Here is a 24,698-nt window from a genome sequence, read left to right as displayed (position 1 = left end):
AACTAGGCAGCGAGTGGGGAAAAGTGGGGGGAAGTGGAGTCTAGTGGAAGGAAAGTGGGGGAAACGGCCGTGTTCATGGGTGAATATCAGCACAGCATCGATGAAAAAGGCCGACTGACCATCCCTGCCAAATTCCGCGAAGGGCTCGGCTCGTCCTTTGTTATAACCCGCGGCCTCGATCAATGTTTGTTTGTCTACCCGATGGAAGAGTGGAAAGTGCTGGAGGAGCGGCTGAAGACGCTCCCCTTTACCAAGGCTGACGCCCGCGCCTTCACGCGGTTCTTCTTTTCCGGCGCGACCGAATGCGAATGGGACAAGCAGGGCAGGGTAAACATACCGCCCACTTTGCGCCAGTACGCTGACATCCAAAAGGAGTGCGTCTGCATCGGCGTCTCCAACCGCGTGGAGATCTGGAGCAAAGAGCGCTGGGAAGAGTACTTCGCTCAGTCGGAGGGTTCGTTTGGGGACATTGCCGAAAAGCTGGTGGATTTCAACTTGTAACTGCATGAGTCCAGGCAGCGCAAAATATCCGGTTTGAAAAGGCAGACAACCCTTTTCTTACGCGTTTGAATCGGGAGTGACAACCTTTGTCGTTTCATCATGTGACCGTACTCAGGGAAGAAGCCGTAGACGGGCTGAATATCCGGCCGGATGGCGTCTATGTGGACTGTACGCTGGGCGGCGCGGGGCACAGCAGCTTGATCGCGTCCCGGTTGGGCGCAGGCGGACGCCTGATCGCCATTGACCAGGACGACTGGGCGCTGGACAACGCCCGCGAACGGCTGGCTCCCTACATGAATAAGGTGACGCTGGTCAAGAGCAATTTTCGCCGAATCCGTGACATTGCAAGCGATCTCGGTCTGGACGGTGTGGACGGCGTGCTGTTTGACCTGGGAGTCTCCTCCCCACAGTTGGACGAGGGGGAGCGCGGCTTCAGCTACAACGCCGATGCGCCGCTGGACATGCGGATGGATCAGGATGCACCGTTGACCGCCTACGACATCGTAAACGAGTGGGATGAGGAAGAGCTGGCCCGGATCATCTGGGAGTATGGTGAGGAAAAGTTTTCTCGGCGGATTGCCCGTCAAATCGTACAGCGGCGCCGGCATGCACCTGTGCGGACGACCGGGGAGCTGGTGGAGCTGATCAAGGAAGCGATTCCGGCGGCGGCCCGCCGGAGCGGCCCGCACCCGGCGAAACGCACGTTTCAGGCCATTCGGATCGCAGTCAACGACGAGCTGGATGCATTCCGCGAGGCGGTCGTGGACGCGATCGATCTGCTCCGTCCCCAGGGTAGAGTGAGCGTCATCACGTTTCATTCGCTGGAGGACCGGATCTGCAAGCAGGTATTTCAGGATTTTGCCAAAGGCTGCACTTGTCCGCCGTCGTTTCCCGTCTGCACGTGCGGGAACCAGGCGTCTGTCAAAATCATCACGAGAAAGCCGATTTTGCCTTCGGAAGCGGAATTGACGGCCAACCCGCGCGCCCGTTCGGCCAAGCTGCGGGTGGCGGAAAAACTGTAAGGCCCCGCGAGCCTGCACGCAAAGGAGGGAGACCGAGTTGAGCTACTACTACCGGGGAAATCTTGCGGTGGAACTGGAAAAGTCGCACACCGTGACCAAAACCAAGCGCACCATTCGCATCAAACCGTCCATTCCAACCAAGGAAAAGCTGCTGTACCTGCTGTTGATCTCGCTGATCGTGACGGGAGTGGGTCTGGTCGGCGTCCGTTACTCGCAAATTTCACAGTACAACTACGAAATCCAGCGCCTGAAAAAAGAGATCAAGGAGACGAAGGAGCAAAACGCCTCGCTGCTGCTGCAAGTCGAGCAGTTGAGCAACAGCGACCGGATTCTCAGAGAAGCGCAAAACATGGGGATGGTTTACAATCCGGAAGCGGTACACTTCATCGGTCAACCCAAGGGGAAATCCGCGTCACAGGGATCGGCGCAGACGAATCCGGCGAAAACTCCCAAGCAAAATCAAAATGACAACAATGCCAAGACGAAACAGCCCGCTCAGTCGAAAACGAATTCCTGACGGGAACTTGCGGATATTGCCGTAATCACAGGTTCAACATGCTGACATCAGCTTCACCGACAGGGATCGGAGAAGCTTTTCTTTTTTGCCGTCTCTGCACGGGGGCGGTCATCATCCGTCGAGTTGGAGGGAAGAGGGCATGGACACGAAACGACGCGTCAACTGGCGGATCCTGATTCTGGCGCTTTGCACCATCGTGCTGTTTTCCGGCCTGACGGTGCGACTCTGGTGGCTTCAGACCGTAGAAGCGGCAAAGCTCATGGACTACGCCAAAATCCAATGGGACGACATGGAAAAAACGCTGCAGCCCAAGCGGGGAGAGATTCTCGACCGCAACGGCGAGAAGCTGGCCTTCGAAGCCAAGGCGTACACGGTAAACGCCAGGCTGAAGCCCATGGACGACAAGGACCAGGATTACGTCAAAGACCCATACTACACGGCCACCAAACTGGCACCCATTTTGAACGCGCCGGTGGACAAACTGTATAAATACCTGACGAATCCTACCGCCAAAGTGGTGGAATTGGGACGCTGGGGCAACAAGATTACGGAAGAACAGCGCAACCGCATTCTCGAGCTGCAGCATCCGACGCTGCCAAACGGGCAGAAGGTGGAGGATAACCAGCTTCCCGGCATCACGCTGATCGAAACAACCCGCCGCTATTACCCCAACGGCAGCTTTGCCACCCACGTCCTCGGCTATGTGGACTACGAGGGCACGCCGCGCATGGGGATCGAACTGCAGTTGGACAAGGAGCTGCGCGGCGAAAAAGGTGAGATGCAGATTCTGACGGACAGGCTGGGGTATCAGCTCCCGGACGGGGAGCGCAAGTACAAACCGGCCAAGGACGGTCTCAACGTCTACCTGACGATCGACCGGACGATCCAGGGCTATGTGGAGCAGGCGCTGGAACAGGCGGAGCAGGAATTCAAGCCCAAGGCCATGACTGTGGTCGTAAGCGATCCCAACACGGGCGAAATCCTGGCCATGGGCAACCGGTCCCAGTTCAACCCCAACGAGTACTACAAGGGGATTTCCAACTACACCAACCACGCGGTCACGAGCATGTTTGAACCGGGCTCCACGTTCAAGATCATCACGTTGGCGGCCTCCATCGAAGAGGGGTTGTTCAACCCGAATGAGACCTACCAGTCGGGTACATACACGAAAATTCCCGGTCCGGCGATTCGCGACCACAACAACGGGGTCGGCTGGGGCAGGATCACCTTTCTCAAAGGCGTGCAGCGCTCCAGCAACGTCGCCTTCGTCATCCTGGGGTACGACCGGCTGAAGCAGGACCGGCTGAAAAAGTACTTCAAGGACTTCGGGATGGGCCAGCTTACCGGCATCGAGCTGCCCTACGAAAAGGCCGGCAACCTGAACAACCTGGATAATCCGCGTTCGCCACGCGATATCGCCGTTACCACGTTTGGCCAAGGGGTGACCGTGACGGCGATCCAGCAGGTGATGGCGGTAGGAGCGATTGCCAACGGCGGCGAGCTTTTGAAACCGCACATCGTCAAGGAAATGCGCGATCCCAATACCAGTGAGGTGGTCAAGCGCAACGAGCGGGAAGTGGTTCGCCGGGTGGTCAAGGAATCGACCGCCAAGCAGGTGCGTGACATACTGGAGACGGTGGTCACAGACGAAGAAGGTACGGGGAAAGCGTACAGGATCGACGGCTATCACGTTGCCGGCAAGACCGGGACGGCGCAGAAGTACAACCCGGAAAACGGTGAAGTCATGAAGGGCCACTACATCGTCTCTTTCATCGGTTTTGCGCCCAAGGACAATCCGCGTCTGCTCGTCTACGTGGTGGTGGATGACCCGCAGGTGGGCGAGTCGTATCAGACATGGGGCAGAAAGGTAGTGGCGCCGATCTTTACGTCCGTCATGGGGCGCAGCCTGCAGTACCTGCAGCTAAAACCCGACATGCAGCAGGTGCAGCAGGCGTCGTACAAGGCAAACACAGCCACATCCCAGAAGCCGGTTATGACCGACAAGGAAGTGACGGTGCCCAAGCTGGTCGGCATGTCCACGACGACCGCGCAACTTCGGGCCCAGCAGGAGCAGTTGAACGTGAACGTGGTCGGAACCGGCACAAAGATCGTCAGCCAGATTCCGGCCGCGAATGAGACAGTGCCCTCCGGCACCCGCGTGATCCTCGTGACGGATCGGGTCAAAGGGGCGAAAATGCCGGACTTTACCGGCAGGTCGCTGCGTGACGTAATGGAATTCGCCTCGCTGTTGAACATCCAGGTTGCGCAGGTCGGGACCGGTTTTGTCACCCAGCAAAGCATCAAGCCGGGCACCGTGCTCAATGGAGGCGAAAAGCTGCAGGTAACGCTTCAGCCTGCGTCCAAGCTGCCGCAGGCGTCTGACGAGACCAATCCGACGACAGGAGGCGCCCCTCCCGGCGCTACATCGGGATCCGAGACAACAGCGCAGGGTTCCGCGGAAGCGGGCACAGCAGGATCGGCGAATCAGCCGCCGTCAACACCGTAAGTTCTAACCCGTCCCCCCGCGAATAGGGTAGGAAAGAGACAACCTACTCCGTGAGGGGGGACTCGCTTTGCGGGTATCCAATGTAACTGTGCGGCGCCGCATTTTTGTCGCCTTGGTGATCGGCATCGTCCTGTACACCGCACTGATCACCCGTCTCGGATACGTTCAACTGGTGCAGGGGCACTGGCTGCAGGACAAGGCGTTGAAGTTGTGGAACCGCAACATTCCGTTCGAAGCCAAGCGAGGGCGCATTCTCGACCGCAACGGCAACGAACTGGTCACCAACATCAGCGTTCCCTCGGTCATGGCGATTCCGGTGCAGCTGGAAGATGCGCGTGAGACGGCGCGGAAGCTGGCGGTCATACTGGAGCAGGACGAAGAAACGGTCTACCAGGGCATTACCAAACGAGCGATGATTAACCGCGTGCCGGGCGGACGGAAAATCTCTGCGGAGAAAGCCAAGCAGATTCAGGAGCTGAACCTGCCCGGCATCGAGGTGGTGGAAGACACCCAGCGATTCTATCCGCATGGTACGATGGCCGCCCATCTGCTCGGTTTTACCGGGATCGACAACCAGGGGCTGACCGGTCTGGAACGCTTGTACGACGACTATCTCAAAGGGCAGCCCGGTTACGTTTCGTACCTGGCCGACGCGCGGGGAAAGTCGATGCCCGGCGGAGGAGAGCAATATGTCGCACCAATCGACGGGATGGACATGTACCTGACCATCGACAGCACGATTCAGTCGTTTATCGAGCGGGAACTGGATCAGGCGATGGTGGCGTATCAGCCTGACGACGTGCTGGCGATAGCCATGAACCCGAAGACGGGCGAGATTCTCGGCATGGGCAGTCGCCCCACCTTTCAGCCTGACCGCTACCGGGACTACCCCGAAGAGGTGTACAACCGCAACCTGCCAATCTGGAAGACGTACGAGCCCGGTTCGACGTTTAAGATCGTGACCCTGGCCGCTGCGCTGAACGAAGGCGTGGTCAGCCTGGACGAAGGGTTTTACGATCCGGGTTACATCCTCGTCGCCGGCAAGCGGCTGCGCTGCTGGAAACGGCAGGGACACGGCCAGGAAACGATGCTGGAAGTGGTGGAAAACTCCTGCAACCCGGGGTTTGTGACGATGGGGCAGCGGCTGCAAAAGGAGCGGCTGTTTGACTACATCAAAAAGTTTGGCTTTGGACAAAAGACAGGCATTGATCTGATTGGTGAGGAAAACGGCCTATTGTTCAACTTGGACCGGGTGGGACCGGTGGAATTGGGCACCACGTCGTTCGGCCAGGGGGTGTCGGTCACGCCGATCCAGCAGATGGCCGCCGTGGCTGCGGCGATCAACGGCGGAAAGCTGATGAAGCCGTATGTAGCCAAAGAGTGGCGTGACAGCGTAACCCATGACGTGGTGGGCAGGGCGCTTCCCACCGAAGTGCGTCAGGTGATTACGCCGGAGACGTCCGCCAAGGTTCGCTACGCACTGGAGAGTGTCGTGGCGCGCGGAACGGGGAACAAGGCGTACATCGAGGGCTACCGCGTCGGCGGCAAGACCGGTACGGCCCAGAAGGTAAAAAACGGCAGGTACGTAAACGGGGAGTACATCGTCTCCTTTATCGGTTTCGCGCCGGCAGACGACCCGCAGATACTGGTCTACTTCGCCGTCGACAACCCCAAGGCGCTGGCCTTCGGGGGGCTGATCGCCGCGCCGAGCGTCAAAAACATCATCGAATCGTCCCTGCAGTACATGGGCGTGCCGAAACGAAAGGACGGCATCCCGCGGGAGTACAATCCCGCCCTCGGCCAGACGCGTTACGTGGAAGTGCCCAACATGGTGGGGCTTTCGATGCGGGAAATAGTCACTACGTACGACACGCTGCCGTTGGTCGTCTCCGGCAAGGGCACTCACGTCATCAGCCAGTCGCCTGCCCCGGGAGTCAAAATCGAGGAAGGATCAAAAATTCGTATCCATCTGGGTGACAAATCAGCCGATTAGCTATACAATGAGATTTCGGAAGCGGGGTGGGGAGGCTTGATCGAAAGCCTCACCCGCCGCGTTTTGTAGAAATCGCAACGCATTTGTCTATAATAGGGAGAGAATGGGGTGCCTGTTTTATGCTGTTACGAGATCTGCTTGCTCCTCTGTTGCCGGTGCAGGTAACGGGAGATGACAGCTTGGAGATTACAGGATTGACGGCAGACTCACGCAAAGTTCAGCCCGGCTGCTTGTTTGTCTGTCTGACAGGCTTCACCGTGGATGGTCATGCCTTCGCGGCACAGGCGGTGGAAAACGGAGCCGTCGCCGTGCTTGCGGAGCAGGATGTGGACGTGCCAGCGACCGTTGTCCGGGTGCCGGATACCCGCCGGGCAATGGCAATGCTGGCTGACCGTTTTTACGGGTCGCCTACGCGGGAATTGAAGCTGATCGGGGTGACCGGAACCAACGGCAAGACGACCACCACCCATCTGATTGACAAGATTTTGCGCGACCAGAACAAGCGCACGGGGCTGATTGGCACCATTCACATGCGGATCGGCGATGTCACCGAAGAGGTGAAAAACACCACGCCGGACGCGCTGGAACTGCAGCACGCGTTTCGCCGGATGCGCGACGTCGACACGGAATACGCGATCATCGAGGTGTCTTCCCACGCTCTGGAGCAGGGGCGCGTACGCGGCTGCGATGTACATACCGCAGTCTTTACCAACCTGACGCAGGATCATCTGGATTACCACGAGACGATGGAGAATTACCGTGACGCCAAGTCGCTCCTGTTCTCCCAACTGGGAAACAGCTACGATCCCGACAGGTTGAAAACGGCCGTGCTCAATGCCGACGACGAGGCGTCGAACCTGTACGCCAAAGTCACGCCCGCCCGGGTGATCACGTACGGCATCGACAATCCGGCCGACGTGCGGGCCGCCGAGATTGAGATCACCAGCCGCGGCACGTCGTTTACTGCCCACACCTTCGCCGGTTCCATCCGGCTCAATCTGAAGCTGATGGGCAAATTCAACGTCTACAACGCGTTGGCCGCCATTGCCGTCGCGCTGGCCGAAGGTGTGCCGCTTGATGAGATCAAGGCGAGCCTGGAAGCCGTGCCGGGCGTAAACGGCCGGTTTGAACCGGTCGACGCGGGCCAGCCGTTTGCCGTGCTGGTTGACTACTCGCATACGCCGGACAGCCTGGAAAACGCGCTGGCGACCGTCAAGGAGTTTGCCAAGGGACGGATTTTCTGTGTGGTCGGCTGCGGCGGAGACCGAGACAGGACAAAGCGCCCAATTATGGCGCGGATTGCAACAAAATACGCTGACCTGACCGTCTTAACGTCTGATAACCCTCGCTCCGAGGATCCGCAGGCGATCATTGACGACATGTTGGCGGGCCTCACGGAAGTGGCTGCGGAGCGATACGTCTCCATCGTGGACAGAAGGGAAGCGATCCGCTACGCCGTGGCGCAGGCCAAGCAGGATGACGTCATCCTGATCGCCGGAAAGGGACACGAAACCTATCAAATCATCAAGGGACAGGTGCTGCCGTTTGACGACCGTGAAGTGGCCCGGGAGGCCATCGCCGAACGGCGGAACGAATAGAGGCACGCGTCCGTGAATAGCATCAGAGAAAGGAGGGTCGGGCATGTTCGCTGACAATGTACTACTCGTCACGATCGTCGCCGCGTTTCTCATTGCCGTACTAATCGGTCCCCTGTTCATCCCCGTGCTGCGCCGCCTGAAATTCGGGCAGGCGATCCGGGAGGAAGGGCCGCAATCTCACCAAAAAAAGGCAGGAACTCCCACCATGGGTGGGACAATCATCCTGATGGCACTTATTTTTACCGTGCTGAAGTTTGCCAACATCAATGCAGAAATCCTGTTTTTGATGCTGGTGACACTTGGCTACGGATTGATCGGATTTTTGGATGACTACATCAAAATCATCCGGAAGCGGAATCTCGGCCTGACGGCCAAGCAGAAATTTACCGGCCAACTCCTTCTGGCCGTCGGCGCGTATTACCTATTAGTGCAAATGGGACACGATACGACGCTGCACCTGCCGGGGACACCGTGGAAGCTGGAGCTCGGCCTCTTGTACTTCCCGTTTCTGCTGTTTCTCCTGGTAGGCACGACCAATGCCGTCAACATCACCGACGGTTTGGACGGCCTGCTCGCCGGGACGGGCGCGATCGCCTTCGGGGCGTACGCCATCATCGCCTGGATCAGCCAGGACTATGACACGGCCATCTTCAGCGCAGCCGTCGTCGGGGCTGTGCTCGGCTTTCTCGTCTTCAACGCGCATCCCGCCCGCGTCTTTATGGGGGACACCGGGTCGCTGGCACTCGGCGGTGCCCTGGCGGGAATCGCGATCATGACCAAGACAGAGCTGCTGTTGGCCGTCATCGGCGGCGTGTTTGTCGTCGAGACGCTCTCCGTCATTCTGCAGGTTGTCTCCTTTAAAACGAGAGGGAAGCGCATTTTCCGGATGAGTCCGCTTCACCATCACTTTGAACTGACCGGATGGTCGGAGTGGCGCGTTGTCGTCACCTTCTGGCTGGTGGGCATCATCTTTGCCGGATTGGGCGTGTACCTAGAGGTGGTGGCAATGCGATGAAACGTTATCACAATCAGCACGTAGTCGTGTTGGGCATGGCAAAAAGCGGTGTGGCAGTGGCAAAACTGCTGCACCGCTTTGGTGCGCATGTTGTCGTCAACGACAAGAAGCCGCGCGAGGAAACGGCTGGCGCCGACGAACTGGAAGCGCTCGGCATTCCGGTCATCTGCGGGCATCACCCCGATTACCTGATCCATGAAGGCGTGACCCTGGTGGTGAAAAACCCGGGCATCCCTTACGAAGCGGCGCCGGTGGCCAAAGCGCTGGCGCTCGGCATCCCGGTGGTGACGGAGGTGGAGCTGGCCTACCTCATCTCGCAGGCGCCGATCATCGGCATCACCGGCTCCAACGGCAAAACGACCACGACCACGCTGGTCGGTCTGATCCTCAAGGAAGCGGGCATGGATGCCCTGGTAGGAGGCAATATCGGCACGGTGCTGTGTTCGCTTGCGGAAACGGCCCGGCCCGACCAGCGCCTGGTGGCGGAATTGAGCAGCTTTCAACTGCTGGGGACGCAGGCGTTCAGGCCGCAAATCGGCGTGCTGCTCAACCTGTATCCGGCCCATCTCGACTACCATCACACAATGGACGAGTATTTGGCAGCCAAGCTGAAGCTGTTTGCCAACCAGACGGCTGACGACATCGCCATCCTGCCGTACGACCAGCCGGACGTGCTGGCCAAATGCGGGGAACTGAAGGCGGCCACCTACTACTTCAGCAAGTGGCAGTCGGTGCCGCAGGGCGTCTATGTGGACGGCGGTGACATCGTCTTCGTCGGGCCGCAGGGGGAGCGGGATGTGCTCATGGCTGTGGCCGATCTGTCCGTCGCCCATCTGGACAACGCCCTGGCAGCCGCGCTGGTGACCAGGCTGGCAGGCGCGGACAAGCAGTCCATCGCCAAGGTGCTCTCCACCTTTCCGGGCGTGGAGCACCGCATGGAGTACGTGGCGACGATTGACGGTGTCAAATACTACAACGACTCCAAGGCGACCAACCCGGAAGCGGCTTCGCGGGCGCTGCAGGCGCTGGACGAACCGATCGTCTGGATTTGCGGCGGACTGGATCGGGGCGTGGATTTTCGCGAGCTGGTGCCTGTCATCGGGCCGCGGGTAAAAGCGGTGGTCGCGCTCGGGCAGACTGCCCCGATTTTGCTGGAGCGGGCAAAAGAAGCAGGAATTAGCAGGCTCATCCATGTCGATACTGTGGAAAAAGCCGTCCTTGCCGCCAGCGGCGAGGCTGCGCCGGGCGACGTGGTGCTGCTCAGTCCGGCGTGCGCAAGCTGGGACATGTTCCCGTCGTTCGAAGTGCGGGGGAGCATGTTTAAGGACGCTGTGCATAGACTTAAAACAAGCCTAGCATAACGTCCGTCCCGTACAGCAGGAGTGCTGCATCAGCGAAGGACGGCGCGAGAAAGGATGACCTGTCACAATGAGCAAGTCCCGCTCCGCTCCCGACTTCGTAATTATTTTTGCAACACTTTTTTTATTGGGAATAGGCATCGTGATGGTGTACAGCGCCAGCGCGATCGTGGCGCAGAAGTTCAACGACCCGTTTTTCTTTGCCAAGCGGCAGTTGATTTTTGCCCTGCTGGGGATCACCTCCATGTACCTGACGATGAACATGGACTACTGGATCTGGAAGCGGTGGGCCAAAGTCGCGTTTTACGCCAGCATCGGCCTCTTGATCCTGGTGCTGGTCATCGGCATCGAGGTGAACGGCTCCAAGAGCTGGCTGGGCATCGGCGCGTTCGGGATTCAGCCGGGTGAATTCGCCAAGCTGGGAGTCGTCGCCTTTTTGGCCCGCTGGCTCTCCGACAATCAAAAGCTGATCGTGCAGTTTCGCAAAGGGCTGGTGCCCGCTCTGGCGATCCCGACCGTATGTTTCGCCCTGATCATGCTGCAGCCTGATCTGGGGACGGGTACCGTGCTGATGGGTACCGCGCTGGTGATGATTTTCGCCGCCGGGGCAAAGATCAGCCACTTCATCGGCTTGGGCGTGCTTGGCCTGGCCGGGTTTGTCGGACTGATTCTGTCCGCACCGTACCGGATCAAGCGGATCACCTCGTTCCTCGACCCATGGCAGGACCCGCTGAACACCGGGTACCAGATCATCCAGTCCCTGTACGCCATCGGTCCCGGCGGGCTGTTTGGCCTGGGGCTGGGGCAGAGCCGGCAGAAGCACTTCTACCTGCCGGAGCCCTACAACGACTTTATTTTCTCGGTGATTGCCGAGGAGCTTGGCTTTGTCGGCGGATCACTGGTGCTCCTGCTGTTCCTGTTGCTGTTGTGGCGGGGCATGCGCACGGCGATTACAGCGCCGGATCTGTTCGGCAGTCTGCTGGCGCTGGGCATCATCGGAATGATTGCGATCCAGGTGGTCATCAACGTCGGTGTGGTGACCGGCATGTTTCCGGTTACCGGAATCACCCTGCCGTTTTTAAGCTACGGCGGCTCGTCGCTGACGCTGATGCTGACCGGGGTCGGTGTGCTGTTAAACATTTCGCGTTTTTCCAGATAGAATAGAAGGTGATCGTATGCGTGTCGTCCTCACAGGTGGAGGCACAGGTGGACATATATACCCGGCGCTTGCGGTGGCGAAAGAAGTGTCCCGCCAGGAACCGCAGGCGGCCTTTTTGTATATCGGCAGCAAGCACGGCCTGGAGGCCCAGATTGTGCCGCGGGCCGGGATTCCGTTTGAATCGGTGGAAATTGTCGGCTTGAAGCGGAAGCTCACCCTGGACAACGTCAAGACCCTGTGGAAGTTTTTCCGCGCCGTCTCCGCGTCGAAACAGATGCTGCAGCGTTTTCGGCCGGACGTGGTCATCGGCACGGGAGGGTACGTCTGCGGCCCGGTGGTCTACGCGGCGGCCCGGCTGGGGATTCCCACCATCATCCACGAGCAAAACGTGGTGCCCGGCCTGACCAACAAATTTCTTACCCGGTTCGTCGACAAGGTGGCGGTGTCGTTTCCCGAGTCCCTGTCGTTTTTCCCCGGTCAAAAAGCGTGCTGACCGGCAATCCCCGGGCGACGGAAGTGATGCACGGAGACGAGCGGGCGGGCCGTTCGTTTTTGGGCATCGGCGGGGACAAGCGTATCGTCCTCATGTTTGGCGGCAGCCGCGGGGCGAAAGCGATCAACGAAGCGGTGCTGTCCATCGTGCCGGAGTTGGAACAATTTGAAGATACCCACTTTGTCTACGTGACCGGCGAAGTTCACTACGAGGCAATTACCGCCGCTCTGCGGGAAAAGGGAGACCTGCCGCGCAACATTTCCCTCCTGCCGTTCGTCCACAATATGCCGGATGTTCTGGCGGCTACGCATGTGCTGGTCAGCCGGGCAGGCGCATCCACGTTGGCGGAAATCACTGCCTTGGGCATCCCCGCCATTCTCATCCCGTCCCCGTACGTGACCAACAACCATCAGGAGAAAAACGCACGCGGACTGGAGAAGGAGGGAGCGGCTGAAGTCATCCTGGAGCGGGAGCTGACCGGCGAGCGGCTGCGTCAGTCGCTAACCAGACTGTTGAGCGACCGGAAGCGCTGGGCGTCCATGCGGGAGGCCTCGCTCAAGTTGGGGATGCCGCAGGCGGCAACGGAAATCTATCGGTTGATGAAAAGCCTTTAGAGGCAAAAAACGGACGTCTGGGCGATTGTCACGCCGTTATGGGCGATCGCATAGGATGAAGCAAACACGTGATAAGACATAGGTCCGACCTAGCATGTGTATCAGGAGGTTCACAGATGAAACAAATCGCAGATGAGTTGAGGCAAGCAGGTATTGGAAAAGTGTGGACCAATGAACCTCTCGCCAACCATACGACGTGGCGGATCGGGGGTCCTGCTGACTTGTTAATCCAACCCAAGGATAAAGCATCCTTGCAGAAAGCCTTGCAAATCATCCATCGTCACGAAATTCCTTGGAGTGTTATTGGGCGCGGTTCCAACCTTCTGGTGAGGGACGGAGGGATTCGCGGAGCCGTGCTCAAGGTGGCTGAGGGCTTGAGTCACTGCGAGTTCAGGGGCGAAGAGGTGTGTGTGGGTGCCGGATATTCCATGATCCGCCTAGCGGTGGAGGCAGGCAAGATGGGGTTAACAGGCATGGAGTTTGCGGGAGGCATTCCTGGTACAGTAGGCGGAGCCGTCTACATGAATGCGGGGGCTCACGGATCTGATCTTTCACGTATTCTACTAGAAGCCGAGATACTCTTCGAAAATGGCGAGGTAAAGGTGTTGAGCAATGAAGAGCTGAGCTTCAGCTATCGTACGTCTCTTCTGCAAAAGCGCAAGGGAATCGTGCTTGAGGCGCGCTTCCGTCTGCGCAAGGGCGACCGCAAGGAGATTGCGGCCACACTGGCTGCGTACAAGGATCGCCGCCGGCAGACGCAGCCCCTGCAGATGCCGTGCGCCGGCAGCGTGTTCCGCAATCCGCCGGGAGATCACGCCGGACGGCTGATCGAAGCGGCCGGATTAAAAGGCTTTCAGATTGGAGGAGCTCAGGTCTCTGAGATACACGCCAACTTTATCGTCAATCGCGGAGGGGCCACGGCTGCCGACGTCCTCACCCTGATGGATCACATCAGATGTACGATCAAAGAAAAATTCGGCGTCGAGATGCATCCGGAAGTGTTGGTGGTGGGCGAGGGGTAACACGGAGGTGAAAGTTTGGAGACTTTTACGATCGATGGCGGAAGACCTCTGTCCGGCACGCTTCGGATCCAAGGAGCAAAGAACGCTGCCCTACCCATCCTTGCCGCATCCGTTTTGACGGAAGGGCAATTTTATATCTACGACGTTCCCCATCTCAAAGACATCGAGGTGATGTTGAAGATCCTGACGGCCTTGGGGGCCAAGGCGAAGCATGCGGACGGATGTGTTGATCTGGATACAACGTCTGTCTCTGTACCGCACGTGCCAGATGAGCTGATGGGCCAGATGCGTTCTTCCATATTTCTGGCGGGGCCGCTCCTCGCTCGCCTGGGCGAGGTAACCATATCCAGACCGGGCGGATGCGATATCGGGGAGCGCCGGATTGATCTGCACCTCGCGGGATTGTCCGCACTGGGTGCAAAAATCGAAGAAGCGGAAGGCTACATCACGTTTCGGGCGGAGCAGTTGCGCGGGACCAACATCTTTCTGTCCTTCCCCAGCGTGGGAGCGACGGAAAACATCATGATGGCGGCAGTGCTCGCCAAGGGGACGACGCGCATCTGCAACGCGGCGCGTGAACCGGAGATTGTTGACCTGCAGAATTTCCTGAACGCCATGGGAGCGCGGATTCGCGGCGCCGGCACCGATACGATCGAGATCACCGGCGTTACGCGTCTGCGTTCGGTCAGCTACCGGATCATTCCGGACCGGATTGTGACGGGCACCTTTCTGCTGGCGGCAGGTATCGCCCAGGGTCATATCGAGCTGACCAACACCATTCCCGAACACCTCACCGCCCTGATCGAGGTAGCCCGTAGCTGTGGTGTTGAAATCAAGACCCACCATGATATAATGGAAATCAAGAGTACGACTCGACCCCGCGCTTACGAACGGATCATCACCTCTCCCTTCCCGGGGTTTCCGACGGATTTGCAGGCGCAATTGATGGTGTTTTTGGCGCAGGCCAGGGGAACGAGCGTCATCAAGGAAACCATATTTGAGGGAAGGTTCAAACATGTAAACGAATTGGCGCGAATGGGCGCCTCCGTATACGTCGACCTGGGTTCTGCGATCATTCGCGGCGTCAACAAACTGACGGCTGCGAACGTGGAAGCAACCGATTTACGGGCAGGTGCCGCACTTGTGCTCGCCGGCTTGGCCGCGGAAGGCACCACAACGGTAACGCAGATTCATCACATCGACCGCGGGTACGAACGGCTGGAATTGCAGCTTCGCCAGCTTGGGGCAGAGATTACCCGCACGTCGACATAGTTCAGGTGGTTGTAGAGTGACAAGCGGCATAAGGATATGCCGCTTTCCCTGTTTTGTACGGTGTCAGATAATCCATGAACATCCATTTTTTGTGTAAACCATATGTACGCAGTCGCCGCGCATTTCATGTTCTTGCGCGTGCGACAGCTTATTGAGGAAGGGTAGGCTCATGGCGGTATACGAAGAACGCATTCCGCATGTCAAGGAACAGCGCCCCAAGCGCAGAGTCAACCGCAAGCTGGTGTTTCTGCTCGGCTTGTTTTTTCTGATCATCCTTGTCATCGTGTTTATTCGCTCACCATACAGCAAGGTTCAGCAGATTCAAGTGTACGGAAACGATATCTACCCTGCCGAGCAAGTTGTGAAGAACTCCGGTCTGGTCATCGGGATGCAGTTTCTCAACGTGTGGGAATCCGATGTGCGGACAAGCCTGAAGCCGCTGGAGGGAATCAAGGACGTGTCCGTCGAGCGTTCCTTTCCCGGCGTGATTCGACTGCATGTTGAGGAGTATCGGCGTGTGGCATTCTGGAACGGACCGGACGGCAGCCGTTATCCGCTGCTGGAAAACGGGCGGGTGCTCAAGCAGGTCAATTTTGCCAATCGCGTGGTGGACAGGCCGCTGATCAGCTCCTGGTCGGCACCGGAACTGCTCCCGCAGCTCGCGAAGGCGCTGGCCAAGTTGTCGCCGGGTGTGCTTGGTGAAATCTCCGACATCACGCTGACGCCCACGGCGTACGACAAGCAGCGCGTGACGCTCTACATGCGCGACGGCAACGAAGTGCGCAGCGTGCTGCACAAACTGGACTCCATGCTCAACTGGTATCCGACGATTGCCAAGGAACTGCCGCAGGGCGTCAAGGGAGTGCTCTCGCTGTTTGAGCAGCCGTGGTTTGTGCCGTACGGAACGCCGGATGCGCCCATCCCGCTGCAGTCCGGTGATACACAGCCTCCACAGTCGTAGTGTCTTAGTACTGTATAAAAGGGGAAGCAGCCAATGGGTCGTCACAAGTTTCAGTTGTATTTAACCATCGTCACGTTCTGTACCGGGTTTCTCATCGCCACTTCGATCGAAACGACCAAACTGCTGCGGACGGAACGCATGAACGACCAGCAGTTTCAGCAGGAGACACAGCTCAACGAGCGCATCCTGGCGGAGAAGGAGCAGAACCGCCAGCTTGAGGACCAGCTCTTGGACCTGCAGCGTCAGGTGGGCAAGGTGGAGGAGGCGATGGCTCAGCGCAAGTCGGAAGCGGCGGCGATTCTCAGCGAGTTGGAAGCGGCGCGGATGATGGCCGGCGTCGTGCCGGTCGAGGGACCGGGCGTCGTCGTGACGATGCAGGACAGTCAAAATGCGGCCAGCAGCGCTGATGTGACCAATTACATCGTCCACGAGCAGGATGTGCGCCTGGTGGTCAACGAACTGCGCGCTGCCGGAGCCGAAGCAATCAGCATCAACGGCCAGCGACTGGTCAGCAACTCGTCCATCCGCTGTGTCGGCCCCACGATCATCGTCAACGGCATCAAGTCAGCCGCTCCGTTCGTCATTACCGCCATTGGCGATCCGAACACGCTGGAAAGCGCACTTAATCTGCCGGGCGGCGTCCTCAGCACCTTGCGGGATTTCGTGCAGATCGAGGTGGCAAAAAAGGACAAGGTGGTCCTGCCTGCCTTTGTCGGTGACGCCAAAACCAAACACTCCTGACGGGGGAAGCATTTTCCATGTCGCAAAAAAACCGTAAAATCACGTTTATTCTCGCCTTTATTAGTGCTATCATAGGTGTTATGTTGACGGTACAGCTTCGCAGCAACCTGCATCCGGTGCAGAAGGAGTCCCGCAGCATCGCAGAACTGCGCACGACGCTGCAAAAAGAGCTAGAAAGACACAAGAATCTGCTGGCCGATATTTCCAAATACAATCAGCTCTACTATCAGTACGAGACGGCTCTCAACGAAAACGAAAGCATCTCCGTCATGAAGGAAGAGTTGGAACGCAACCGCCGCATGGCGGGCATGGTCAGCGTGGAGGGAGAAGGGATTGAGCTGCGTATCGTGGAAGCAGAGCAGCCGCCGGCCGATCCGGCGGTGGACATGTCCTCTCACGAAGCGGTTGCAGGCGGCTATACGGTCGACGACGAGGATTTGCGCTGGCTTGTCAACATCCTTTTTGCCAACGGCGCTCAAGCGGTTTCCATCAACGGACACCGTCTGATCGCCACAACGTCCATCCGCTTGGTCGGCGACGCCATTCAGGTCGACACGAAGACGATTCAGCCGCCGTATGAATTGAAGGCGCTGGGGGAGCCGGATGTGCTCCTGTCCGCCTTGAAGCTGGAGGGCGTGGAAGAGAATTTCAAGCTCGCCAACAAGACCATTGTGGCCGAGAAGCGGGACAAGCTTGTCATTCCCGCCAATCGTGAGCCGCACGTCATCCAATACATGAAACCTGTCAAAGAAAAAGGAGATTCGTAACATGTGGCTCCCGCTCGTCGGTTTGATTGTCGGCATCGCTGTCGGCTTGCTGCTGGATTGGCGCGTGCCGCAGGAATACTCTAGCTACCTCTCCATCGCCCTCCTGGCCGGATTGGACACGATTTTCGGCGGCATCCGCTCGTATCTGGAACGTACGTTCAACGTGCGCATCTTCATGTCCGGTTTCTTTTTCAACACGCTGTTTGCGGCCGGGCTGGCCTTTATGGGCGGTTTTCTCGGCATTGACCTGTACCTGGCAGCCATCGTTGCGTTTGGGGTCCGCTTGTTCAACAATCTGGCGGTCATCCGCCGGATCGTATTGTCTCGCTGGATCAACGAGCAGGAGTAGGGTGGTTCTTGGGAGGAAGGTCATATTTTTACAAAAATTCATGATGAAAAAAAGGGAATGGTAGTCCTGTGTGGAATAAATTACGCAGATGGATTCACTACTCGATGACGAAAGTCGTAGCAGGGGAGGTGTCACAGGTTTGGTAAGTAATGAACTTATCGTCAGCCTAGATATAGGAACGTCCAAAGTTCGCGTCATGATTGGCGAGGTCAACAACGGTTCCATCAACATCATCGGTGTCGGCCAGGCCCACTCCGAAGGAATCAAAAAGGGCGTGATCGTCGACATCGACCAAACCGTGCATGCCATCCGGGAAGCTGTTGACCATGCAGAACGCATGGTAGGAGTATCGATAGACGAAGTGTATGTCGGTATAACCGGGAACCACATTGAGCTGCATGAAACTCAAGGGGTTGTCGCTGTTTCCAGCGAGGACCGTGAAATACGAGAGGAAGACATTCAACGCGTCATTCAGGCAGCGAAAGTTGTTGCCATTCCGCCTGACCGAGAAATAATCGAGGTCGTACCGAATGAATACATCGTGGACGGACAAGGCAGCATCAAGGACCCGCGCGGCATGATCGGCGTCCGGCTGGAAATGGAAGGAACAATTGTAACCGGCCTGAAAACGGTCGTACATAACATTGTGCGCTGCGCCGAACGCACCAACCTGCGTGTGGCGGGAATTTTCCTGCAGCCGCTTGCTTCCAGCACCGTGGCGCTTTCCAAGGACGACAAGAACATGGGTGTCGTCCTCGTCGACATCGGTGCCGGTTCCACAACCATCGGTGTCTTCAAACATGGGAAACTGGCGGCCACCACCGTCATTGGCATCGGTGGAGACCATATCACCCATGACATTGCGCTTGGCCTGCGCACGCATACCGACGTGGCAGACCGCGTCAAGATGAAGCACGGCTGTGCCCTGATTGATGAAGCTTCCGACGACGTCACCTTTAAAGTGACCCGCATCGGCAGCGATGTGGAAAAACAGTTTACCCAGGTGGATCTGGCCACAATCATCGAACCGCGTGCGGCGGAGATTTTCAACCTCGTGGATGAGGCCGTGTACAAGCTGGGCTTTCGTGATCAAATCGCCGGCGGATACGTGCTTACGGGGGGGACCGTGGCGATGCCGGGCATGCTGGAGCTGGCCAAGGAAGAACTGGACGCGCCGGTTCGCATCGCCATCCCGGATTACATCGGGGTGCGGGACCCCGCCTATACCACCGGCGTGGGTCTGATTCAGTACGCCCTGCAGCAGTTGGAGCGGCGCAACGTAAACAACACCGCTCCGATTAAAGCGGTGCAGAAGCAGGCCGTTTCCAAGCCGAAGGAAGGCGGCGGCTTCATGGAGAAAGTGAAAAACTGGTTCAGCGAGTTTATCTAACCGACTGCAACCGCAAAACATTTTAAATCGGGCGAATCGGCAGAGGATTGACAATGTCCCGCTGCGGCCAACTAATACGGCCGTCTGCCGCATTCCCCGCAGGCTTCATCAGCCAAAGCTTTTCTCATGTTGAATTGGGGAGGACTAGCAAGATGCTGGAATTTGATATGGAGATGGAATCCTTTGCGCGAATTAAAGTAATCGGTTGCGGCGGTGGCGGAAGCAACGCGGTGAACCGTATGATTGCTGGCGGCGTCAAAGGAGTGGAATTCATCACCCTGAATACGGATGCGCAAGCGCTTCAACTGTCCAATGCAGAAATCAAACTGCAGATCGGGGAGAAGCTGACGCGCGGCCTGGGTGCCGGGGCCAACCCGGAAATCGGTAAAAAAGCGGCAGAAGAGAGCCGCGAGATGATCGAGAACGCCTTGCGCGGCGCAGACATGGTGTTTGTGACCGCAGGGATGGGCGGCGGTACCGGTACCGGTGCCGCTCCCGTCGTTGCTGAAATCGCGAAGGAACTTGGCGCATTGACTGTCGGCGTGGTTACCCGTCCGTTCTCGTTTGAAGGGCGCAAGCGTGCCATGCAGGGCGAAATGGGGATTGCCGCACTGAAGGAAAAAGTGGACACGCTGATCGTGATTCCGAACGACCGTTTGTTGGAAATCGTGGATAAAAACACACCGATGCTGGAAGCGTTCCGCGAGGCGGACAACATTTTGCGCCAAGGTGTGCAGGGCATTTCCGACCTGATTGCGGTGCCCGGTCTGATCAACCTGGACTTTGCCGACGTGAAGACGATCATGACCGAACGCGGCTCCGCCCTGATGGGCATCGGGGTGGGTAGCGGAGAAAATCGTGCGGCCGAGGCAGCTCGCCGTGCCATTTCCAGCCCGCTGCTGGAAACGTCAATCGATGGTGCTCGCGGCGTGCTGATGAACATTACGGGCGGTACCAATCTCAGCCTGTATGAGGTGAACGAAGCTGCCGACATCGTGTCGTCCGCTGCCGATCCGGACGTCAACATGATCTTCGGTGCCGTCATCAACGAGGAATTGAAGAACGAGATTGTCGTGACGGTTATCGCCACCGGTTTTGAAGACAACCAAAAACAGGCGGCTGCAGCCCGTCGTACGCAACAGCAGCCGATTGCGACCAACCGTCCGACGCCGATCTCCAATACCAATACGGTCCGCAGCAAGGAGGAGGAAGAAGAAAAATCGTTCTTCTCCATGAGCAATCTGGACAACCTGGACATCCCGGCGTTTCTGCGCAACCGCCGTCGCAACAAAAAATAGGGACGGACGTAAAAAAACCTTGTTCCTCTTTGGTCAAGACCCCATTTTGTAGACACTTAAAAAACCCCCGGCCGTTAGGCCGCATGCTGACGCCTGTACTCGACTGGCGTCAGCTTATTTAATTTGATTTGCAAACGCTCCTCATTGTAAAAACGAATGTACTCCTCAATTCGTCTTTGCGCCTCATCCAAACTTCGAATATCATAAGGATAGAGAGCTTCTGCCTTTAAGTGCGAGAAGAAACTCTCCATAGGGGAATTGTCTAAACAATTGCCCCTTCGGGACATGCTGATTCGGGCGCCAACCTTTTGCAGCATGTCGTGGTATGCATGGGACGTGTACTGGAAGCCTTGATCGCTGTGTACGATCAGTCCAGTCACGTCCTTATGCTTTTCAAATGCTTTCCGAAACGTCTCTAGGACAAGGACATTGTCATTGTGTAAGCTCACATGGTGCGCCACGATTTCGTTGTGAAACAAGTCTTTAATCGCAGATAAGAAGATACGTTGATCTCCTACACGAAACTGGGTAACATCGGTGACCCACTTCTGGTTCGGTTTCTCGGCTGTGAAGTCACGCTTCAACAAATTTTCGGCAACACGACCATCTGATTCAGCCGCTCGATACGTGCTCCGATACGCTCGTTTGCCACGAATAATGGCTTTCAGCCCAAGAATTTGCATGAGCCGTAACACCTTCTTATGATTCACAACCTTGCCGTATTGACGAAGGAGTTCCGCTTGAATTCTTCGATACCCATATATTCCTTTTCGTTCATCATAGATGGTTTGAATCTGCTGTTTCAGTTCTCCGTCTCTATCCCACTCCTTCTGTGCAAGATATCGATAATACCCACTCCTCGATACACCAAGAAGTTTGGAGAGTTCGGTAATCGGGTACAATGCTGCCACATTCTCCATCACACGATACTTTTTTCTTACACCTCCCGCATCCAGATTTCCAAACACTTTTTTAGAATTTCGTTCTCCCGTTTCAATTTTTTCACATGTCGATCTTGATCGATGTACTCTGGACGTCGTCCACGCTGATCCAAAAGACCGAACTCCCCAAGTTGTTTGTATTTCCGCATCCATTTTTTTACTCGATCCTTATCCTGGATTCCTAAATGCTCAGTGATACGTCTGTATGTCCACTTCTCCTCTACATGCAATCGTATTGCCTCCATTTTCAACGACAAAGGATAATGCTTGAACTTTTGACCTTTGATAGCCATAAAAAATTCACCCCTTAAAGTAACATCGGTTATCCCAAGGGGTTTTTCCAATGTCTACTTTAAGGGGTGCACTCTACTTGGGGAACAAGGTTTTTTTGATTGTCTGCGCCGGACGGCAGACGGGTCAGTGGCAGCCTTCGTCGATGTGTCAGCGGTAGCCTTCGCTGGTGCGTCCCCGGTAAGAATGGATATGCCGATCGTTGAGCGTCGTTTCACCAGCAATTGTGTGATAATGGCCGCCGCCGGGAAGCGGAATGGGCGGACTGGTCCATCCGCGAAAATAGTGAACGTGACCGTCGTCAAACGAGGTGACGCCTTCGTAGTAGTGGACGTGACCCCTGCCCGGGACCGGGTAGGGCCCCGACGTTCGTCCCCGCACCTGGTGGCGATGACCGTGGTTGAAGCTGGTGCGGGTCGAATACGCATGAATGTGTCCCGGAGTGTCGGAGAAGCGAATGAAATCGATGGCATGGGTGTGCTGATCGGACCGTTTTTTTCGCAAGAGAATACCGCCTTTCAAAAGAATGACGTTTCTACATAACATGCCATCCGGGGAAATCTGGAAACGGTAGATGCCTATCGCATCACGACAAATTCTGCGAGAACGTACGGAATCTCGTCTCCGGGAGGGATCACGGCAGCTTTTCCCTTGCCGTGTATCTTCTTTTTTTGCCGCCTCAATGATATAATGACAGACGGGTTTGACGCATACCTATCGAATCGTATTCCGGCAGCGGGTGCTTGCTGACCCTTTGTTTCCCGGCGGATGCAAAGGGTTTTTTCGCTTTACGGTGGGCTGCCAGAAAGTTTTTATACATTTATACATATGGAAAGGAAGAGTGAACGATGAAACGATCCCTGTGGCTTGTAACGGGTGCGCTGGTCGTGGCGCTGCTTGGCGGCTGCGGCGGCAGCGGACCGACCACGGGCGGTTCGGACCAGGCGCCTGCGCCGGCGACGGTCGGCACAGATCAGAATACAGGCCAGAAAACGACTGCCGGCACCAAACAGACGAGTTATCCCCTCACGCTGAAAGATGCGACCGGCACCGCCTATACGTTTGCCAAGGCGCCGGAGCGGATTGTCTCCACGTCCCCGGCTGAAACGGAAATCTTGTTTGCATTGGGGTTGGGCGACCGTGTGGTGGCCGTCTCTGATTATGACGATTACCCGGAGGAAGCCAAAGCCAAGCCGAAAGTAGGGGGCATCGTCAATCCCAATGAGGAGGCGATCATTGCCCAGCAGCCCGACCTGGTGATTACGGGTATTTCCATGCAGGATCAAGTGGCGGAAAAACTGCGTTCGCTTGGCCTGGTCGTCTGGAAGACCAACCCCCGCACGACGGAGGACATCCTGAACAACATCCTGCTGTTCGGTCAGATTACCAACCGGCAGGAACAGGCGGAGACGCTCGTCGCACAGATGAAGGAAGACATCCAGCGGGTGAAAAACGCCGTGCAGGACGTCAAGCCGAACGAACGGAAGAAGGTGTATGTGGAATTCGCACCCGGTTGGACCGTCGGAAAGGGTGAATTCATGGACGAGCTGATCACACTGGCAGGAGGCGTAAACATCGCCAACGACATGGAAGGCTGGAACCCGATCAGCGAGGAGAAGGTGCTAAACGAAGACCCGGACGTGATCCTGTATGCGAGCGGCGTGACAGATGATAAAAGCGGCCAGACCCTGGAGCAGATCATCCGCAAGCGGAGCGGTTGGGACAAGATAACAGCCGTCCGCGATCAGCGGATCGTCGGTGTTGACCAGAATGTGCTGAACCGCCCGGGCCCCCGGATCACCCAAGGGCTGTATGAGGTGGCCAAAGCGATTTACCCGGATCGGGTGAAATGATGAGAACGCGATTGTTTCTCTGGGGAGGAGCAGGCTGCCTGCTCCTTTTCTTCTCGGTCGTAGTCAGCTTGTCACTGGGAGCGGCCCACCTGCCTATCTCCCAGGTGTGGGCTATCCTGCTTCATCAACTTCCAGTGATCGGGCAGCACGTCCCTGCCGACTGGCCGGCGTCGTCTGAGCAGATCGTGATGAAAGTGCGGTTTCCCCGAATCATGCTGGCTGTTCTCGTCGGGGCTTGTCTGTCGCTGGCCGGCGCCGGTTTCCAAGGCGTGCTGCGCAATCCGCTGGCCGATCCTTACACCCTGGGAGTGGCTTCGGGGTCTGCCGTCGGTGCCGCTTTCTTCATCTTGTTCGGCTTCCAGTTTGTCCTGCTCGGCCAATGGACCGTTCCCATCGCTGCTTTTCTGACCGGCCTGGTCAGTCTGTGGGCAGTCCTTAGGCTGGCCAACACGAACGGCATGTTTCACGTCGAAACCCTGCTGCTGTCGGGCGTCGTCATTCAGGCATTCCTGGGATCGCTGGTGTCGTTCATGGTCTCGCTCTCCGATCAGGTAGTGAACGAAATCGTCTTCTGGCTGATGGGCAGTCTGGCGTACCGGGGCTGGGCGTTTTCGTCCGTGCTGGTGCCCTACCTTGGTGGCGGACTGATTGTGCTGGCTGCTTACAGCCGAACGTTAAACCTGTTTGCACTGGGTGAAAGACAGGCCGCTCACCTGGGGGTTCATGTGGAACGGACAAAACTGGTGGTGCTGTGTGTGTCCGCCCTGCTGACCGCCGCCGCCGTTTCCATTGCCGGGGTCGTCGGCTTTGTCGGCTTGGTGGTGCCCCATCTGGTCCGCCTGCTGGTAGGCCCGGACTACCGCCTGCTGCTGCCGCTGTCGGTGATATACGGTGCCGCGTATGTGCTGTGGGCGGACACGCTGGCACGCACGATTCTGGCCCCGACGGAGATTCCGCTTGGGGTGGTCACCGCCTTTCTGGGCGCGCCGTTCTTTGCCTATTTGCTGAAGAAAAACAAACGGCTGGCGAGGAGGTAG

At 57.3% G+C, this 24,698-nt stretch carries 22 protein-coding genes and 1 pseudogene; 20 read left to right on the top strand and 3 right to left on the bottom strand.

From position 1 onward, the window contains the following. Nucleotides 1-69: 69 nt before the first annotated feature. From mraZ to ftsZ, 18 genes and pseudogenes are all read left to right on the top strand, one after another. Nucleotides 70-501 (top strand): division/cell wall cluster transcriptional repressor MraZ, encoded by a 432-nt coding sequence (mraZ, locus tag IRT44_RS18630; protein ID WP_171564387.1) that lies wholly within the window; start codon nt 70-72, stop codon nt 499-501. Nucleotides 502-587: 86 nt separating this feature from the next. After that, the gene (gene rsmH / locus IRT44_RS18625; RefSeq protein WP_230077172.1) at nt 588-1,523 is read left to right on the top strand and encodes a 16S rRNA (cytosine(1402)-N(4))-methyltransferase RsmH; all 936 of its coding nucleotides are present in this window, start codon (nt 588-590) and stop codon (nt 1,521-1,523) included. Nucleotides 1,524-1,560: 37 nt separating this feature from the next. Then, nucleotides 1,561-2,040, top strand: coding sequence for a cell division protein FtsL (gene ftsL, locus IRT44_RS18620; protein WP_230077171.1), 480 nt, complete (start codon nt 1,561-1,563; stop codon nt 2,038-2,040). 139 nt (nt 2,041-2,179) lie between these two features. Next, on the top strand, nt 2,180-4,546 hold the full coding sequence (locus tag IRT44_RS18615; RefSeq protein ID WP_230077170.1) for a penicillin-binding protein: 2,367 nt from the start codon (nt 2,180-2,182) through the stop codon (nt 4,544-4,546). A 67-nt stretch (nt 4,547-4,613) separates the two neighbouring features. Further along, nucleotides 4,614-6,539: a stage V sporulation protein D gene (locus IRT44_RS18610; RefSeq protein ID WP_230077169.1), complete on the top strand. Its 1,926-nt coding sequence runs from the start codon at nt 4,614-4,616 to the stop codon at nt 6,537-6,539. A gap of 119 nt (nt 6,540-6,658) precedes the next feature. After that, nucleotides 6,659-8,137 (top strand): UDP-N-acetylmuramoyl-L-alanyl-D-glutamate--2,6-diaminopimelate ligase, encoded by a 1,479-nt coding sequence (locus tag IRT44_RS18605; protein WP_171564382.1) that lies wholly within the window; start codon nt 6,659-6,661, stop codon nt 8,135-8,137. Nucleotides 8,138-8,180: 43 nt separating this feature from the next. Beyond that, nucleotides 8,181-9,152 (top strand): phospho-N-acetylmuramoyl-pentapeptide-transferase, encoded by a 972-nt coding sequence (gene mraY / locus IRT44_RS18600; RefSeq protein WP_171564381.1) that lies wholly within the window; start codon nt 8,181-8,183, stop codon nt 9,150-9,152. Further along, nucleotides 9,149-10,513 (top strand): UDP-N-acetylmuramoyl-L-alanine--D-glutamate ligase, encoded by a 1,365-nt coding sequence (murD, locus tag IRT44_RS18595; protein ID WP_171564380.1) that lies wholly within the window; start codon nt 9,149-9,151, stop codon nt 10,511-10,513. The genes mraY and murD overlap by 4 nt, the downstream gene beginning before the upstream one ends. Nucleotides 10,514-10,580: 67 nt before the next feature. Then, entirely contained in the window at nt 10,581-11,669 is a 1,089-nt protein-coding gene (gene spoVE / locus IRT44_RS18590; protein WP_171564379.1) for a stage V sporulation protein E, read from the top strand. A 16-nt stretch (nt 11,670-11,685) separates the two neighbouring features. Beyond that, a pseudogene (murG, locus tag IRT44_RS18585) lies at nt 11,686-12,776 on the top strand (undecaprenyldiphospho-muramoylpentapeptide beta-N-acetylglucosaminyltransferase). A gap of 116 nt (nt 12,777-12,892) precedes the next feature. After that, nucleotides 12,893-13,798, top strand: coding sequence for a UDP-N-acetylmuramate dehydrogenase (gene murB, locus IRT44_RS18580; protein WP_171564377.1), 906 nt, complete (start codon nt 12,893-12,895; stop codon nt 13,796-13,798). A gap of 15 nt (nt 13,799-13,813) precedes the next feature. Continuing rightward, nucleotides 13,814-15,070, top strand: a complete 1,257-nt coding sequence (murA, locus tag IRT44_RS18575; RefSeq protein ID WP_171564376.1) for a UDP-N-acetylglucosamine 1-carboxyvinyltransferase — start codon at nt 13,814-13,816, stop codon at nt 15,068-15,070. Nucleotides 15,071-15,239: 169 nt separating this feature from the next. Then, a complete protein-coding gene (locus IRT44_RS18570) occupies nt 15,240-16,031 on the top strand; it encodes a cell division protein FtsQ/DivIB (RefSeq protein ID WP_171564375.1) in 792 nt (263 codons plus the stop codon). 33 nt (nt 16,032-16,064) lie between these two features. After that, on the top strand, nt 16,065-16,772 hold the full coding sequence (locus IRT44_RS18565; RefSeq protein ID WP_171564374.1) for a DUF881 domain-containing protein: 708 nt from the start codon (nt 16,065-16,067) through the stop codon (nt 16,770-16,772). Between the two features lie 17 nt (nt 16,773-16,789). After that, entirely contained in the window at nt 16,790-17,539 is a 750-nt protein-coding gene (locus IRT44_RS18560) for a DUF881 domain-containing protein (RefSeq protein ID WP_171564373.1), read from the top strand. A 1-nt stretch (nt 17,540) separates the two neighbouring features. Next, the gene (locus IRT44_RS18555) at nt 17,541-17,888 is read left to right on the top strand and encodes a small basic family protein (protein WP_171564372.1); all 348 of its coding nucleotides are present in this window, start codon (nt 17,541-17,543) and stop codon (nt 17,886-17,888) included. Between the two features lie 139 nt (nt 17,889-18,027). Further along, nucleotides 18,028-19,278 carry a cell division protein FtsA gene (gene ftsA / locus IRT44_RS18550; RefSeq protein WP_171564371.1) on the top strand — a complete coding sequence of 417 codons (1,251 nt, stop codon included), beginning with the start codon at nt 18,028-18,030 and terminating at the stop codon, nt 19,276-19,278. A gap of 152 nt (nt 19,279-19,430) precedes the next feature. After that, nucleotides 19,431-20,576: a cell division protein FtsZ gene (gene ftsZ, locus IRT44_RS18545; RefSeq protein WP_171564370.1), complete on the top strand. Its 1,146-nt coding sequence runs from the start codon at nt 19,431-19,433 to the stop codon at nt 20,574-20,576. A gap of 74 nt (nt 20,577-20,650) precedes the next feature. On the opposite strand, the gene IRT44_RS18540 is transcribed toward ftsZ, so the two are convergent. The 3 genes from IRT44_RS18540 to IRT44_RS18530 form a co-directional block, all read right to left on the bottom strand. Next, nucleotides 20,651-21,496, bottom strand: coding sequence for an IS3 family transposase (locus IRT44_RS18540; RefSeq protein ID WP_230077168.1), 846 nt, complete (start codon nt 21,494-21,496; stop codon nt 20,651-20,653). Between the two features lie 17 nt (nt 21,497-21,513). Next, complete coding sequence (locus IRT44_RS18535) at nt 21,514-21,810, bottom strand: helix-turn-helix domain-containing protein (protein ID WP_171566349.1); 297 nt, start codon at nt 21,808-21,810, stop codon at nt 21,514-21,516. Between the two features lie 148 nt (nt 21,811-21,958). Beyond that, nucleotides 21,959-22,312, bottom strand: coding sequence for a YmaF family protein (locus IRT44_RS18530; protein WP_230077167.1), 354 nt, complete (start codon nt 22,310-22,312; stop codon nt 21,959-21,961). A 344-nt stretch (nt 22,313-22,656) separates the two neighbouring features. Between IRT44_RS18530 and IRT44_RS18525 the strand changes: the two genes are divergently transcribed. Together IRT44_RS18525 and IRT44_RS18520 are read left to right on the top strand one after the other, a co-directional pair. Beyond that, nucleotides 22,657-23,661 carry an ABC transporter substrate-binding protein gene (locus IRT44_RS18525; RefSeq protein ID WP_171564368.1) on the top strand — a complete coding sequence of 335 codons (1,005 nt, stop codon included), beginning with the start codon at nt 22,657-22,659 and terminating at the stop codon, nt 23,659-23,661. Continuing rightward, nucleotides 23,661-24,698: a FecCD family ABC transporter permease gene (locus IRT44_RS18520; RefSeq protein ID WP_171564367.1), complete on the top strand. Its 1,038-nt coding sequence runs from the start codon at nt 23,661-23,663 to the stop codon at nt 24,696-24,698. Before IRT44_RS18525 ends, IRT44_RS18520 begins: the two co-directional genes overlap by 1 nt.

This window comes from Brevibacillus sedimenti (genome assembly GCF_020923495.1).
Taxonomy (GTDB): domain Bacteria; phylum Bacillota; class Bacilli; order Brevibacillales; family Brevibacillaceae; genus Brevibacillus; species Brevibacillus aydinogluensis.
Note: the sequence above shows the minus strand (reverse complement) of the source record. Positions and strands in the feature narration are given on the sequence as shown.